The organism is Sphingobium olei (assembly GCF_042678845.1).
GTDB classification, from domain to species: domain Bacteria; phylum Pseudomonadota; class Alphaproteobacteria; order Sphingomonadales; family Sphingomonadaceae; genus Sphingobium; species Sphingobium olei.
The window spans coordinates 1-14,682 of sequence record NZ_JBHTLS010000094.1; the positions used below are offsets into that span (position 1 = coordinate 1).

Here is a 14,682-nt window from a genome sequence, read left to right on the forward strand (position 1 = left end):
CGGATCGACAAAACAGATCATGAGGGGCATGCCCCCCATGATCTGATGACCAAACTGGCGGCATAATCACAACAGGGATGAGCTTAACTTCGCCGCCAAACTGTCCAAAAAGGCGGGACCACCTCAAAGGTCTGCGTCAGGCATGTCATATAAAGCAGAGCATGCCGATCTGGCGCGCGTTGATATCGTGTAATCCAGAACAGGCTCTTGCCACACTGCGCCAGCCCAAACCGTTCGGTAGTGTGCTGGGCGAGGTTATGGCCGAGCATGTCGCCATGATGCGCCGTAGGGGATACAAATATACTTCGCAACCGGTGCGGCTTTTGCAGTTCGACCGGTTCCTGCAACTGAACCCGCAACTGGAAACCGAGCCGCTGCGCGTCATGATCGATCGATGGGCGGCGACGAAAGGCACGCGTAACCATGCATATGAGCGCGAAAACCTTGAGCGCCTCTTTGCCAAAATCCAGCGGCGGTGCGATCCGTCAGCTCCTCGGCGTCGACCGGATCCGAGACCCCAAAAAGAGGTCCGCAAGCAGTGGCGAACGCCTCATATCTACTCTCCTGTCGACGTACGGCGCATGCTCGACATTGCCCGTTCGTATCCCTCTCCGCGGGCAACACTTCGTCCGTTGAGCATCTACACCATGCTGTTGCTGGCCTACTGTGCGGGTCTGCGGCGGGGAGAGTTGGCCAGGCTGGATCTTGGTGACGTTAATCCCGGTGACGGCACCATCACGGTTCGGCAGACCAAGTTCTTCAAGACCCGAATTCTGCCACTTCCTGACAGTGTGATGATGGAACTCCGGGCCTACATCGCTGCACGGCGTCAGGTCGGCGCATCGCAGGACCCGCACTCTGCTCTGTTCTGGCACGTCCAGGGCAGATCCCGCTACACGCCCGAAATGATCACCTGGTTGCTCACAGACGTCGTACGTCGCGCCGGATTGAAACCACTGCAAGGGCAGTTCGGGCCTCGCGTTCATGATCTTCGGCACTCGATGGTCGTGAACCGTATCCTTGAATGGTACCGTCTGGGGATCAACCCGCAGGAGCGGCTGCCGTTCCTCGCGACCTACCTCGGCCATCGGGATATCAACTCCACTCTGGTCTACATCACCGTCACGCAGGATCTGCTGCATCTCGCAAACGAACGGTTCAGGGCCGTGGGCGCGCCATGCCTCAATCTCGAACGGGAGGTGCGGTCATGAGCAAAGCCAATCCGTTCCCGGAACTGATGCGCGCGTTCTTTTACGAATGGCTTGTCGAGCAACGCAATGCGTCCGTCAACACCGTCCGCTCCTACCGCGACACCTGGCGACTGTTCCTCCGGTTTGTCGCTGACCGCGCGAAAAAGAAAGTTGCTATAATCTCGCTCGCCGATCTGACCGCCGCGCAAGTCGCGGCGTTCCTGAGGCACGCCGAGCACGACCGTGGCGGCACGATCGGCACCCGCAACTGCCGGCTTGCTGCGATCCGCAGCTTCTTCAACTTTGTGGCGACCAAGGATCCTGCCTTAATCGCGCAGTGCGTGGAAATCCTCAACATCCCGATCAAGCGGGCGCCGGTATCTGAGCCTTGCTATCTGGATCCGCTGGAAGTGGCAGCGATTCTTGCCCAGCCAGACCAGTCAACCCTCGAAGGCATGCGCGACCATGCGTTGCTCTCGTTCCTCTACAACAGCGGGGCGCGAATACAGGAAGCACTCGATATGTGCCCTGAGGCAATCCGGTTCGATAGCCCGAGTTGCGTTCGGCTTACGGGCAAGGGGCGAAAAGAGCGTCTCTGCCCGCTTTGGCCGGAAACCGTGATGTTGTTGAAAAAGCTGCTTGAGCGGCAGCCACGGGCACAAGACCAGCGGCTGTTCGTCAACCGCTACGGAGAGCCGCTCAGCGCCTCGGGCGTCCGGTTCAAGCTTGCCGCCTATGTGAAGGCGGCGGCTGCGACCATGCCGCCGCTGCAAACGAAGCACGTAACGCCGCACAGCTTCCGTCACGCCACCGCCGTCCACCTTGTATCGGCGGGCGTAGACATCACGGTCATCCGCAGTTGGCTTGGGCATGTGAGCCTCGACACCACCAATCACTACGCGAAGGCCAATCTGGACACAAAGCGAAAGGCGTTGGAACAGGTCGCTGTGCCGGTGGCGACGGCGCACTCTTCATCGTGGAAACGCGATACGAGCCTGCTCGCCTGGCTGGACACGCTCTGAAATAATGCGAAGGAATTTTGCGCGAACGGCCGACAACTGGGCGGCCCGCGTGCGTTCCTTCGCATTATGGTCACCTGATGATTAGTAAAGTAATCTTCACCTGACCATTACTTCACGTAAGGCTTCACATAGGACGGCGGCATCAGCCGAACGTCATGCCCCATCTCCTGAAGCCTGCGGCCCCAGTCATGAGAACCTGCGCAAGCCTCCATGCCGATCAGGCATCGTGGACGCTTCTGGAAAAACGCGAGCAATTGGCCGCGGCGAAGCTGGCGGCGCACGAGAACTTGTCCACTCTCGTCTACACCATGGATCTGAAAGACGCTCTTTGCGAGATCGATACCGACTGTGGCAAGCTCGGACATGGATGGCTCCTCTTATACGGGATGATGACTTCCCGACTATGGCGCAATGCGACGCCGGGAGCAGGAGCCATCCATCCCATCAATCGAGAACGCCTTTGCCAAGCTGAAGGCAATGCTCAGGGCAAAGGCCGAGCGCTCCATAGAAGGTCTATGGAACACGGTTGGCGAAATCGTCAACATCTTCACCGCCCAAGAATGCGAAAATTACTTCGCTGCCTGCGGCTATGACCCGGATTAAAGTGGACGGGCTCTAGCACCTGTAAGGCGGGTGGTTGATTGCAGCTTCAAGGTCTGTGCAAAGACCGAGATCATGCACGAAGCGGGCAGCCGCGTATAGAGACTGACCTGAGACGCTGAGCTGTCTTCCAGATTTTGGTGGAGTCCGTCAAAGCAGGGTTCGCCGCCATGCGACGATCTTCGGCGTGAAGACCTGCACCACCTCGTCGTGCTGATTGACCGTCTCGCAACGCATGTTGACCATGCCGCGCTCAGGGCGCGAGCGGGATGGCGTGACCGCTGTGACCTCGCTGCGCAGACGGATGGCGTCTCCCGGTCGCGTCGCGCGTGGCCAGGAGATCTCGCCGCCGGCGCCGATCAGCCCGCCGAAGAAGGGCACACTTTCGACCAGCAGGCGCATCGTCGTCGCGGCGGTGTGCCAGCCGCTGGCGGCGAGGCCGCCGAACAGGCTCTCCCGCGCCGCCTCGTCGTCGAGATGGAAGAATTGCGGGTCGTAGCGGCCCGCGAAATCCTTGATTTCCTCGACCGTCAGGACATGCGGAGCGCTTTCGAAGGTCTGGCCGACCGCAATGTCCTCGAGGTAAAGGCTCTGAACATCGTTCGTCATGGCGCGCCTAGCCGATGATGCTGTCGTCGGGGGTGACGCTGGCATATTCCTTGAGCACGATATCGCGGATCGCGGTTTTCAGGAGCTTGCCGGTCGCCGTGTGCGGCAGTTCGTCGACGATGATCACGTCGTCGGGGATGCTCCATTTGGAGATCCTGCCGGTATAGTGCTCGACCATCTCGTGGCGGCCGAAGCTCTCGCCGGGCTTCAGGACGACGACGAGGACCGGGCGCTCGCCCCAGCGCGCATCGGGCTTGGCGACGACCGCCGCCTCCTTCACCGCCGGATGGGCCTGAGCGATGTTCTCCAGTTCGATCGAACTGATCCATTCGCCGCCGGATTTGACGACGTCCTTGGTGCGGTCGACGATCTGGACGAAGCCGTCCTCGTCCATGGTGACGACGTCGCCGGTGTTGAACCAGCCGGGAACTTCGTGTGCGGCACTTTCCGAAGTGTTGTAGTAGCCGGCGGCGACCCACGGACCGCGCACCATCATCGCACCGAAGGCCTTGCCGTCTCGGGTGATCGGCTTGCCGTCGGCGCCGTCGACGCGGAACTCCATGCCGTAGACCGGGCGGCCCTGCTTGGCCTCGAGCATCAGCCTCTGTTCGGGCGTGAGCGACTGATGCTTCGGCATCAGGCAGGCGGCGAGGCCGATCGGGCTGGTCTCGGTCATACCCCAGGCATGGCGGACCTTGACGCCCATGTTGTGGAAGCGGCTGATCATGATCGGCGGTGAGGCCGAGCCGCCGATCGCCACCCGCTTCAGGCTGGTGAAGCGCTGGCCGTGGGCGTCCATCCAGTCGAGCAGGCCGAGCCAGACGGTCGGAACGCCGGCGGTGCAGGTGACGCCTTCGGCTTCGAACAGGGCATGCAGGCTGGCGCCGTCGAGGTTCGGACCGGGCATGACGAGCTTGGCGCCGGCCATCGGGCCGGAGAAGGGGACGCCCCAGGCATTGACATGGAACATCGGCACGATCGGCGAGAGCACGTCGTTGGCCGACAGGCCGAGCACATCCGGCATCGAACTCGACATTGCGTGGAGCACGCTGGAGCGATGGCTGTAGAGAACGCCCTTCGGGTCCCCGGTCGTGCCGGAGGTGTAGCACAGGCCGGAGGCGGTGTTCTCGTCGAATACCGGCCAGTCGTATTCGTCGGACTCACCGGCGATCAGGGTCTCGTAGCAGGCAAGGTTCGGCAGGGCTTCCGACTTCGGCATGTGCGCCTCGTCGGTCATCATCACGATCGCCTTCATGCCGGAGAGCCGGTCGGCGAGTGCCTCCAGGATCGGCAGGAAGGTGAGATCGGCGAAGATCACGCTGTCGCCCGCATGCTCGATGATGTAGCCGATCTGCTCGCGGAAGAGCCGCGGATTGATCGTGTGGCAGACGAGGCCCGAACCGGAGACGCCGTAGTAGAGTTCCAGATGGCGGTAGCCGTTCCAGGCGAGTGTGCCGACGCGGTCGCCGAATTCGAGGCCGAGCCGCTTCAGCGCGTTGGCGAGCTTCTGGCTGCGCTTCGACAGATCGGCGTAGGTATAGCGGTGGATCGGTCCTTCGACCGTCTTCGACACGATTTCGGTCGTGCCGTGATAGGTCGCCGCGTGGCGCAGGATGGTCGACACCAGCAGCGGCGAGTTCATCATCATTCCGAGCATGCTACTTCCTCCCTTGGAGTATACGGATCAGAAAAGGTCTTGGTTCAGGGCAATGATCGAGGTCGCTCCGTTGGCGATCGCGGTTTCGAGGCCGAGGGTCTGCGGCAGCATGCGATCGGCGAAGAAATCGGCGACGGCGCATTTGCGGACCTTCGGCGGCGTATCGGCCGCCGCGGCGCTGGCGGCCATCTTCGCCCACATCCAGCCGAAGGCGGTGAGCGCGAAGAGGCGAAGATAGTCGGTTGCGGCCGAGCCGGCCACGGCCGGATCGCCGCTGCCGGCGAGCAGCAACTCGGTCGTGCGTTCGAGGCGGTCGAGCGCCGAGGCGGTGGCGGCGACGATCCGCTCTGTGGCGGGAACGAGTGACGCCGCCTGCAGATCCTGCTTGACCAGATCGAAGAAACGTCCGGCGAGTTCCCCGCCTTCCATCGGCAGCTTGCGGCCGACGAGATCCATGGCCTGGACGCCGTTGGTGCCCTCGTAGATCTGGGTGATGCGGGCATCGCGCACGAACTGCTCCATGCCCCATTCGCGGATATAGCCGTGGCCGCCGAAGACCTGTTGCGAAATCACCGCGGTCTCGAAGCCGAAATCGGTGAAGGCTGCCTTGACCACCGGCGTTAGCAGGGCGACGAAACCGTCGGCGCGCCGGCGTTCGGCGGGATCGGGATGGCGGGCGGCGATATCCATCTGCATGGCGGTCCAGATCGCCAGCGCCCGGGCGGCGTCGATGAAGGAACGGCCGGTCAGCAGCATCTTGCGTACGTCGGGATGCTCGATGATCGGGACGGGTCCGCGACTGCCGTCGAGCGAACGACCCTGCAGGCGTTCGCGGGCGTAGCTGGCGGCCTTCTGATTGGCGGCTTCGGCGATGCCGAGACCCTGAATGCCGACGAACAGGCGTTCCGCATTCATCATCGTGAACATCGCATTCAGGCCGCGGCCCGGTTCGCCGACGAGCCAGCCGATAGCGCCGTCATAGTTCATGACGCAGGTCGGTTGGGCATGGATGCCCATCTTGTGCTCGAGCGAGCCGACCGACATGCCGTTGCGGGCGCCGAGGGAACCGTCGTCTTCGACGAGGAATTTCGGCGAGAGGAACAGGCTAATGCCCTTAACGCCCTTCGGTGCGTCGGGCAGGCGGGCGAGCACCAGATGGATGATGTTGCCGCCGAAATCCTGGTCGCCGGAAGAGATGAAGATCTTGGTGCCCTTGATCTTGTAGGAGCCGTCGCCGACGGGCTCGGCGCGGGCCGTGAGCAGACCGAGATCGGTGCCGGCGGAAGATTCCGTCAGCGCCATGGCCCCGGGTCAATTCGCCGGAAATCATCTTCGGCAGGTATTTCGCCTTCAACTCGTCGCTGGCGTGATGCTCGATCGCCTCGACGGCGCCGCGCGTCAGGCCCGGGAAAAGGCCGAAGGAGAGATTGGCGGAAGACAGCATCTCGTCGAGCAGGATCTGGGTTGCGCGCGGCAGGCCCTGGCCGCCGAATTCCGGCGCGCCGGACAGCCCGGCCCAACCGGCCTCGACAAAGGCCTTGTAGGCGTCTGCGATGCCCTTCGGGGTGGAGACGAGGCCGTTTTCGAGCTTGCAGCCTTCTTCGTCGGCCGGGCGGTTCAAGGGTTCCAGCACGCCGGCGCAAAACTTGCCGCCTTCCTCGAGCACAGAGACGGCGAGTTCGGCGCTCACTTCCTCGTAGCCCGGCAGCGTCTGCATCTGGCCGTCGAAATCCAGCACGTCGTTCAGCAGGAAGGCGATGTCGTCGATCGGGGGATTGTAGGATGCCATGTCGTTGTTCTTCCTTGGCGATCAGTTGCGCAGCGGTTTGCCGGTGGTGAGCATGTGCTTCACCCGGTCCACGGTTTCCGGCGTCTCGAAGAGGGCAATGAAGGCCCGGCGTTCGAGGGCGATGATCTCGTCCTCGGTCGTCGGCTTCAACGGGTCGGCGTTCGGTCCGCCGCTCAAGACATCGATCAGCGCCGCGCCGACGACCTTGTCGTGGGCGGTGGCGCGGCCCGCGAGCGCTTCGCTCTCGACGATGTTGCGCATTGCCGAGGCGCCGGACGGACCGGACAGCGGTAATTGCGGCGGTTCCGGCGCGACGTAGCCGTCCACCAGCGACAGGGCTTTCTCTTTGGCGTCGGCCAGAAGGCGGTCACGGTTCATCGTGACACCATCGGTCGCCCTGAGGAAGCCGAGGCCGCGGGCCTCGAAGGCGCTGCCGGAGACCTGAGCCGGGGCGATGAGGTTGAAGGTGGCGATCGCGGGCGCGACCGGTCCCTTGGTGCCGCCGGCGAGCCCATATTGGCGGACCAGCATTTCCTTGCAGCCGCCCCAGCCCGGCACGACGCCGATGCGGGTTTCGACGAGGCCGATCGAGAGTTCGGCATGGGCCTGGATCGCGTCGCAATGGAGCAGGATCTCGCAGCCGCCGCCGAAGGCGAGCCCGGAGGGAGCGCCGACGACCGGGAAGGGCGCGTATTTGACAGCCATGAAGGTCCGGTGCCCCTTGTCGATGAACTTGCCGAGTGCTTCGGAACCGCCGGTCTCGACGGTTTCGAGGAAGACCCGGAGATCCGCGCCGGCGCTGTAGACGGGCGAATCCGAACCGATCACCAGTGCCTTGAAGCTCCTGCCGACCTCACCGAGCGCCGCATCGATCGCGTCGAGCAGGGCTTCGGAGAAGGTGTTCATCTTGGTGCGGAACTCGAGGCAGGCGACACCGTCGCCGAGATCCCAGAGCGCGGCGCAGCCATAGTCGACCACCGGCTTGCTCGAAAGCTTCACGTCGGCGATGGTGATGACGCCCTCGCCGCGCATGACCGGGCGAACGGCGCCATCGGGCAACAGGCAGCTCCGCCTGCCATCGACGACGCTGTAGAATCCGCCCTTTGCGGCGGCGAGCGCCAGATAGGCGGGAACAGTGAGACCGCGCGCCTCGAGCCGGTCCACCAGCCAGCCGGCGCCGAGGCGGTCGATCAGTTCGAACGGTCCCTGCTTCCAGCCATAGCCGGTGCGCATGGCGTCATCCACCGCGTCGGGGCGATCGGCGATTTCCGGAACGAGGGCGGCGGCATAGGCCAGCGATTTTTCCATGACGACGGAGGCGTAGCATCCGCCGGGGCCGGGATGTTCCATCAAGGCGCGCGCATCGCCCTTCGCGGCATCCAGGCTTTCGGAGGCGACCTTCTTCATCGGCCGGTAGTCGCCGGTCTTAAGGTCGGTGATGTCGCGGGTCTTGCGGTCGGCCGAAAGACGGACGAAACCGGCGCCGCTCTTTCGGCCGAGACGGTTTTCCGCGATTATTTTCGCGATCAGCGCCGGCTCGGCGTCATAGTCGTGGATCGCGTCGGTCTTCGGCAGGGCGTTCTGCAGGCTGCGCAGGATGGTCGGCATCAGGTCGATGCCGACGAGATCGAGCAGGCCGAAGATTCCGGTCGAGGGAATGCCGAAAGGCTTGCCGATGATGGCATCGGCTTCCTCGACGTCGAGGCCCATGGCGATCGCCTCGTTCTGGGCGACGACCATCCAGTAATTGCCGATGCGGTTGCCGATGAAGCCGGGCGTGTCCTTGCAGACGACGACCGTCTTGCCGAGGCCGCGATCGGCGAAGTCATGGATTTTCGCGGTCACGTCCGGCCGGGTCTTCGGGCCGGAGACAAGTTCCAGAAGCCGCATGATGCGCGGCGGATTGAAGAAGTGGGTGATGAGGAAATCGGCGGCGAAGCTTTCCGGCAGGCCGTCCGTCAACGCGGCGAGCGGGATGGTCGAGGTGTTGGAGGAGACGATCGAACCGGGTTTGCGCACCGCGTCGATCGCCTTGTAGAGGGCCTGCTTGATCTCCAGCCGTTCGGCGACGGCCTCGACGATCCAGTCGGCGTCGGCGAGCAGGCCCATATCGTCGCCGGTCGATCCGGTGGTGATGCGGCCGGCAAAGCTCTTGTCCATGAAGCCGTTCGCCTTCAGCTGGCGGGCGACGCCGCCGTCGGCGAATTTCTTTTCGATGTCGAGCAGCACGACCTCGATGCCGGCATTGGCGAGATGGGCGGCGATGCCGGAACCCATGACACCGGCGCCGATGACGCCGGCCTTGGTGATCTTCGTCATCTCACGCGGCCTCCACGACCATGGCGATGCCTTGACCGCCGCCGATGCATTGGGTGGCGAGGCCGTAGCGGCCACCATCACGTTTCAGCAGGGTGGATGCCTTGCCGACGAGGCGGGCGCCGGTGGCGCCGAGCGGATGGCCGAGCGCGATCGCGCCGCCGTCGCGGTTGAGGCTTTTGGGATCGATGTCGAGGTCGCGGCAGCAGGCGAGAACCTGCGAAGCGAAGGCCTCGTTCATCTCGATGACGTCGAGATCCGTGTTCCTGATACCGGCGCGAGAAAGCGCCTTGCGAGTCGCCTCGACCGGGCCGATGCCCATGATCTCGGGCGCGCAACCCGCGACCGCGTAGCCGGCGATCCGGGCGAGCGGCTTGAGGCCGTGCCTGTTGACGAAGGCCTCGGAGCAAATCAGCGTCGCCGAGGCACCGTCGGTCAACGGCGAGGAATTGCCGGCGGTGACCGAGCCACCGGCCTTGAAGGCGGTCTTGAGGCCGGCGAGCTTCGCCGCGTCGGTCTCGCGCGGGCAGCCATCGGCGGTCACGTCGCCGACCGGCGCGATCTCGGCCGCAAGCCTGCCGTCGGCGCGGGCGGCGAGCGCCTTCTTCTGGCTTTCCAGCGAATAGGCGTCCTGCTCCTCGCGCGAGAGCGAATAGCGGTCGGCGAGGTTTTCCGCCGTCAGGCCCATGTTGAGGAAGGCGAGGCGCTGCACGTCGCTCCAGCCGGGATTGGGCATGGGGTTGAAGCCCATCATCGGCACGCGGCTCATGTTCTCGACCCCGCCCGCCACGAAGACGTCGCCGGCGCCCATGGCAATCGCGCCGGCGGCCATCTGGATCGCCTGCATGGAAGAGCCGCACCAGCGGTTGACGGTGGAGCCGCCGACCGATTGCGGCAGGCCGGCGATCAGCGCCGCGCAGCGGGCGATGTTCAGGCCCTGCTCGCCCTCGGGGAAGGCGCAGCCGAGGTTCACATCCTCGATTTCCGCCGGATCGACGCCGGACCGGTCGACAAGCGCCTTGATGACGCCGGCGACGAGGTCGTCCGGCCGGGTGCCGGCGAGGGCGCCGCGATAGGCGGGTGTGAACGGGCTTCTGAGGTAATCGACGATATAGGCCGTGCTCATTCAGATCTTCCTTTTCATGACGGGGGCGTCACATGTTCGGATAGTTCGGTCCGCCGCCGCCTTCGGGCGGGACCCAGGTAATGTTCTGCGCGGGATCCTTGATGTCGCAGGTCTTGCAGTGAACGCAGTTCTGCGCGTTGATGACGAAGCGCGGTTCGGCGTGGTTTTCCGCGTCGTCGTGGACCACCTCGTAGACGCCGGCCGGACAGTAGAGCCGGGCGGGCTCGCCATAGAGCGGCAGGTTGCGGCCGATCGGGATCGACGGATCGGCGAGCCGCAAATGAACCGGCTGATCCTCGACGTGGTTCGTGTTCGACAGGAACACGGAGGACAGCCGGTCGAAGGTCAGGACGCCGTCCGGCTTGGGATAACGGATCGGGGTGACCTCCGAGATCGGTTTCAGGCTTTCGAAATCGGCCTTCCTGTGCCTGAGCGTGCCGAAGGGCGAGAGGCCGGTCAGCGTCTGCAGCCACATGTCGATGCCGCCCAGCGCGACGCCGAGGGCCGTGCCGAAGCGGGACCAGAGCGGCTTGACGTTGCGCACCGGCTTCAGGTCGCGGCCGATGACGGAGGCGCGCCAGCCGTTTTCGTAGTCGTCCAGCGCATCGGCAGCACGGCCGAATTTCAGCGCGGCGAAGGCCGCCTCCGCCGCCTGGATGCCGGAATGGATGGCGTTGTGGCTGCCCTTGATGCGCGGCACGTTCATGAAGCCGGCAGCGCAGCCGACCAGCGCGCCGCCCGGAAAGGCGAGCCTGGGCACCGACTGCCAGCCGCCCTCGGTCAGGGCGCGGGCGCCATAGGCGATGCGTTTGCCGCCCTCGAAGGTTTCGCGGATCAGGGGGTGGGTCTTGAAACGCTGGAATTCCTCGAAGGGAGAGAGCGTGGGGTTCTTGTAATCGAGATGCAGCACGAAGCCGACGGTCACGAGATTGTCTTCGAAGTGATAGAGGAAGGAGCCGCCGCCCGTCTTCAGGTCGAGCGGCCAGCCGAAGGAATGCTGGACGAGGCCGGGGCGGAACTTCTGCGGGTCGATCTGCCAGAGTTCCTTGATGCCGATGCCGAATTTCTGCGGCGAGCGGCCCTCCATCAGATCGAAGCGGGCCAGAAGCTGCTTGGTCAGGCTGCCGCGCGCGCCCTCGGCGAAGAGGGTGTATGTCGCCCGCAATTCCATGCCCGGCGTATGGTCGTCCTTGGCCTTGCCGTCGCGATCGATGCCCATGTCGCCGGTGGCGATGCCGGCGACCGCGCCGTTTTCGTCGTAGAGCACTTCGGTCGCGGCGAAGCCCGGATAGATCTCCACGCCAAGGGCTTCCGCATGCGCCGCCAGATAGCGGGCGACATTGCCGAGCGAGCCGATGAAATTGCCATGATTGCTCATCAGCGGCGGCATGAAGGCATTCGGAAGGCGGATATGGCCGGCCGGCCCGAGAAAATAGAAACGGTCGTCGGAAACCTCGGTCTTCAGCGGGCGTTCCGGATCCTTTCGCCATTCGGGCAGAAGCCGGTCGAGGCCGGAGGGATCGATGACCGCGCCAGAGAGGATATGCGCGCCGACCTCGGAGCCCTTCTCCACGACGACCACGGAGAGATCCGCGCCCTTTTCATCGGCGAGCTGTTTGAGGCGGATCGCGGCGGCAAGCCCGGCGGGTCCGGCACCGACGATGACGATGTCGAAATCCATCGATTCGCGCAGATTGTCGCTCACCCGGTCTCCTCCTCTTGACGCTGTCAATCCTGTATCAAACGATTGTTACAATTGGCAAGCTGAATCTTTACCGGCATGATGCCGGTGAGGTAAGGCTTGTGAAACGATGTCGGTCGGCGCTTCGCGCGGCCGGCCTACAAGTGAAACGGGAAGCGAGAACCAGAATGAAGGACGCGGGAGGTGGGGTCTCTACCCTGCGTGACAGTCTTGCCGCCGCAATGGTCGGCGGCGAGTTGAGCGAGCGGCATTGTGAAATCCTCGAGGCCGCCGCCGGCTTGTTCGCCGAAAGGGGCTATGCGGCGACCTCCGTGCGCGATATCGGCGAGAAGGTCGGCCTGCTGGGCGGTTCGCTCTATCACTACATCAAGTCCAAGGAAGCCTTGTTCGTTCGCATCCACGACATGGCGCTGCAGGTGGCCGGGGACCGGATAGCGACGGCCATGGCGGGCAAGACAGATCCGTGGGAGCGTCTCGAGGCGGCTTGCGTCACGATGCTGGAAATCCAGCTCGATCCGCACTCTCTGACCATGCCGTTGATGAATGATTTCGCTTCCGCGCCGCCGGAAATACGCGAGCGGCTGGTGGCGAAGCGCGATGCCTTCGAAGCGATATTCCGTGAGCTGATCCCGGGGTTGCCGCTCGACCCGGCGCTCGACCGCGGCGTCTACCGTCTGCTGCTGCTGACATTGCTCAACAATGTCAGCAGCTGGTACCGCCAGGGCGGCATGAGCCCGGAGGATATCGGCCGGCAGATCGTGAGGATCTTCCGCCACGATGTTAAGGAAAAGGAGGGCGTAGAGCGAGTATCTCCGGCGAGATGAAACCCCGTCGCCGACAAGCTATCACGAGATGAGACAGAAATCCGGACCGCAAACAACAACGGTTTAAGAGACCATCAAGAGCATCCGCCGGGCGAGGTGCAAGCATCACTCGGTCGAGAACCAAAGCCCGGTGATCGTATTTTGGTAGATCCTGCTCCTCCTCGGTTCTCCGCAACTGCGACCGCGGTCAACGGATCTCGCTCTTGGCCTCCAGAAGCTCCTTCGACGGCATCGTAAACTTAACGGAATTTGGAGCTTGTTGGGCGATGCTGGGGCATGACAGACCGTGATCCCCTCTACCGACGCCATCGCTTTCCAGCCGAAATCATTGCCCACGCTGTGTGGCTCTATTTCCGCTTCCCACTGAGCTTGCGAATGGTCGAGGACATGCTGGCGGCCCGTGGCATCATCGTTTCACATCAGACGGTCCGACTATGGGCGGAGAAGTTCGGTCGCGCCTTCGCCAACGACATCCGCGGACGGGTGTCCGGCCGGTTCGGCGACAAATGGTATCTCGACGAGGTCGTCATTTCGATCCGTGGCAAAAAGCATTGGCTGTGGCGCGCCGTCAATCAGGATGGTTTCGTTCTCGATGTTCTGGTGCAAAGTCGCCGCAACGCCAAGGCGGCAACGCGCCTGATGCGCAAGCTGTTGAGGGGCCAGGGCCGGGCGCCACGGGTAATGATCACCGACAAGCTTCGATCCTATGACGCGGCAAGGCGAGAGATCATGCCGGGTGTGGAGCATCGTTCCCACAAAGGCCTGAACAATCGGGCGGAAAATTCCCATCAACCGATCCGACGACGAGAGCGGATCATGAAGCGGTTCAAATCGACCCGACATTTGCAGCGCTTCGTCTCTATCCACGATCCGATTGCAAACCTCTTTCATATTCCCCGTCACGACATCTCCTCCGGCCATCATCGCGAATTGCACGCCGCTGCAATGGACCAATGGGCAAAAATCGCTCGACTATAACCTGCCGCAGATACCCTGCATCCCAGCTCGCCTCGCAACGGTTAAGTTTACGATGCAATCACATGCCCTGATAGGTCCGTTGTGACGCAACCCATGATGTGGAGATATCGCAGCAGCGAGCGAAGCCGCTCCGCGACAGACTTCAGCGAGCCGCGCGTCAGTTTCGGCGCGCGCAGATCCATGTAACGGTCTATGTCAACGATGCTCAGACCCGCCAAGCCGCCGCTTCCGCAATCGATCTGCCAGGCAAGAAAGTTCCGGGCTTCCCACATCAGCGCTGCGACGCTGGAGCGAGCCAACCCGCGTTCCTCACGCAGCCAGATTTCGTATTCGTCGCAAACTGCAAATCGGGCCACATCGGCCGCGCAGATAGGCTCGATTGCTGGCGGCCATTGACCGTGAGCAAGTCGCAACAACGCATGAATCCCGGAACGCGGAACCTTGTACCAGCGTGCGCTGGGACGTCGACCACGCTCCTTTTCGAACTTTACGATCGCGTGCCGCAGGTATTGCTCTACCTGCACGTCGATCACGTCTGCGACCGGGACGCCCCGCAGTACCAGATAATCGAGAAATCCAGATGCGTAGGTGCAGTAATTCCTCACCACGACCGGGCTGTATCCCTGACTGAGAAGCGAGGAATTGAGTGCGGAAATAAGTTCGTGATGGTTATCGAGCATTGGCGGGTCCTCTGTTGGTCAATTGACCCGCAGAGGTTCGGCACCAAATAATGCAAAGCAAGCCTGTCAATCGGCGTCCAAACGGGACCCCCGATCGGCGCGCAAAAGGGACCCCCTTTCGAGTATGGCACGACGGTCGAGGAACGCTCCTTGCGCTGCGCGTGGCGTAGGGAGGGCGGAGCCCGACCG

Annotated in this window: 10 protein-coding genes and 3 pseudogenes; 5 read left to right on the plus strand and 8 right to left on the minus strand. The window is 63.3% G+C overall.

Annotation, left to right across the window (positions count from 1 at the left end):
- The first annotated feature begins 161 nt into the window (after positions 1-161).
- Both ACFQ24_RS05620 and ACFQ24_RS05625 read left to right on the plus strand, forming a co-directional pair.
- Entirely contained in the window at positions 162-1,211 is a 1,050-nt protein-coding gene (locus ACFQ24_RS05620) for a tyrosine-type recombinase/integrase (protein WP_279606776.1), read from the plus strand.
- A complete protein-coding gene (locus ACFQ24_RS05625) occupies positions 1,208-2,212 on the plus strand; it encodes a tyrosine-type recombinase/integrase (protein WP_025292317.1) in 1,005 nt (334 codons plus the stop codon). The genes ACFQ24_RS05620 and ACFQ24_RS05625 overlap by 4 nt, the downstream gene beginning before the upstream one ends.
- Positions 2,213-2,322: 110 nt before the next feature.
- On the opposite strand, the pseudogene ACFQ24_RS05630 reads toward ACFQ24_RS05625, so the two are convergent.
- Positions 2,323-2,577, minus strand: a pseudogene (locus ACFQ24_RS05630) (IS110 family transposase); the annotation flags it as partial.
- A gap of 67 nt (positions 2,578-2,644) precedes the next feature.
- On the opposite strand from ACFQ24_RS05630, the pseudogene ACFQ24_RS05635 reads away from it, so the two are divergent.
- Positions 2,645-2,815: pseudogene (locus ACFQ24_RS05635) on the plus strand (IS630 family transposase); the annotation flags it as partial.
- Positions 2,816-2,962: 147 nt separating this feature from the next.
- On the opposite strand, the gene ACFQ24_RS05640 reads toward ACFQ24_RS05635, so the two are convergent.
- The 6 genes and pseudogenes from ACFQ24_RS05640 to ACFQ24_RS05665 form a co-directional block, all read right to left on the minus strand.
- Positions 2,963-3,421 (minus strand): MaoC family dehydratase, encoded by a 459-nt coding sequence (locus tag ACFQ24_RS05640; RefSeq protein WP_025292314.1) that lies wholly within the window; start codon positions 3,419-3,421, stop codon positions 2,963-2,965.
- A gap of 7 nt (positions 3,422-3,428) precedes the next feature.
- Positions 3,429-5,078, minus strand: a complete 1,650-nt coding sequence (locus ACFQ24_RS05645; RefSeq protein ID WP_122129599.1) for a long-chain-fatty-acid--CoA ligase — start codon at positions 5,076-5,078, stop codon at positions 3,429-3,431.
- 27 nt (positions 5,079-5,105) lie between these two features.
- Positions 5,106-6,867 (minus strand): annotated as a pseudogene (locus tag ACFQ24_RS05650) (acyl-CoA dehydrogenase C-terminal domain-containing protein).
- Between the two features lie 21 nt (positions 6,868-6,888).
- Positions 6,889-9,186 (minus strand): 3-hydroxyacyl-CoA dehydrogenase/enoyl-CoA hydratase family protein, encoded by a 2,298-nt coding sequence (locus ACFQ24_RS05655; protein WP_380909604.1) that lies wholly within the window; start codon positions 9,184-9,186, stop codon positions 6,889-6,891.
- A 1-nt stretch (position 9,187) separates the two neighbouring features.
- The gene (locus ACFQ24_RS05660) at positions 9,188-10,309 is read right to left on the minus strand and encodes a thiolase family protein (protein WP_025292310.1); all 1,122 of its coding nucleotides are present in this window, start codon (positions 10,307-10,309) and stop codon (positions 9,188-9,190) included.
- A 28-nt stretch (positions 10,310-10,337) separates the two neighbouring features.
- Entirely contained in the window at positions 10,338-11,990 is a 1,653-nt protein-coding gene (locus ACFQ24_RS05665) for an electron transfer flavoprotein-ubiquinone oxidoreductase (RefSeq protein ID WP_380909608.1), read from the minus strand.
- Positions 11,991-12,178: 188 nt separating this feature from the next.
- Here ACFQ24_RS05665 and ACFQ24_RS05670 point away from each other — a divergent pair, with 188 nt between their 5' ends.
- On the plus strand, positions 12,179-12,835 hold the full coding sequence (locus tag ACFQ24_RS05670) for a TetR/AcrR family transcriptional regulator (protein ID WP_239371455.1): 657 nt from the start codon (positions 12,179-12,181) through the stop codon (positions 12,833-12,835).
- 276 nt (positions 12,836-13,111) lie between these two features.
- Positions 13,112-13,813, plus strand: a complete 702-nt coding sequence (locus ACFQ24_RS05675; protein ID WP_025292307.1) for an IS6 family transposase — start codon at positions 13,112-13,114, stop codon at positions 13,811-13,813.
- Between the two features lie 47 nt (positions 13,814-13,860).
- Here the strand turns inward: ACFQ24_RS05675 and ACFQ24_RS05680 are convergent, their stop codons facing one another.
- Positions 13,861-14,493 carry a hypothetical protein gene (locus ACFQ24_RS05680; RefSeq protein WP_025292306.1) on the minus strand — a complete coding sequence of 211 codons (633 nt, stop codon included), beginning with the start codon at positions 14,491-14,493 and terminating at the stop codon, positions 13,861-13,863.
- Between the last annotated feature and the right edge of the window lie 189 nt (positions 14,494-14,682).

Excerpts from the sequence above, each read along its gene's own strand:
- ACFQ24_RS05665 (WP_380909608.1), bottom strand. The coding sequence starts at position 11,990 with ATGGATTTCGACATCGTCATCGTCGGTGCCGGACCCGCCGGGCTTGCC.
- ACFQ24_RS05645 (WP_122129599.1), bottom strand. The coding sequence starts at position 5,078 with ATGCTCGGAATGATGATGAACTCGCCGCTGCTGGTGTCGACCATCCTG.
- ACFQ24_RS05675 (WP_025292307.1), top strand. The coding sequence starts at position 13,112 with ATGACAGACCGTGATCCCCTCTACCGACGCCATCGCTTTCCAGCCGAA.
- ACFQ24_RS05620 (WP_279606776.1), top strand. The coding sequence starts at position 162 with ATGCCGATCTGGCGCGCGTTGATATCGTGTAATCCAGAACAGGCTCTT.
- ACFQ24_RS05670 (WP_239371455.1), top strand. The coding sequence starts at position 12,179 with ATGAAGGACGCGGGAGGTGGGGTCTCTACCCTGCGTGACAGTCTTGCC.
- ACFQ24_RS05625 (WP_025292317.1), top strand. The coding sequence starts at position 1,208 with ATGAGCAAAGCCAATCCGTTCCCGGAACTGATGCGCGCGTTCTTTTAC.
- ACFQ24_RS05680 (WP_025292306.1), bottom strand. The coding sequence starts at position 14,493 with ATGCTCGATAACCATCACGAACTTATTTCCGCACTCAATTCCTCGCTT.
- ACFQ24_RS05640 (WP_025292314.1), bottom strand. The coding sequence starts at position 3,421 with ATGACGAACGATGTTCAGAGCCTTTACCTCGAGGACATTGCGGTCGGC.
- ACFQ24_RS05660 (WP_025292310.1), bottom strand. The coding sequence starts at position 10,309 with ATGAGCACGGCCTATATCGTCGATTACCTCAGAAGCCCGTTCACACCC.
- ACFQ24_RS05655 (WP_380909604.1), bottom strand. The coding sequence starts at position 9,186 with ATGACGAAGATCACCAAGGCCGGCGTCATCGGCGCCGGTGTCATGGGT.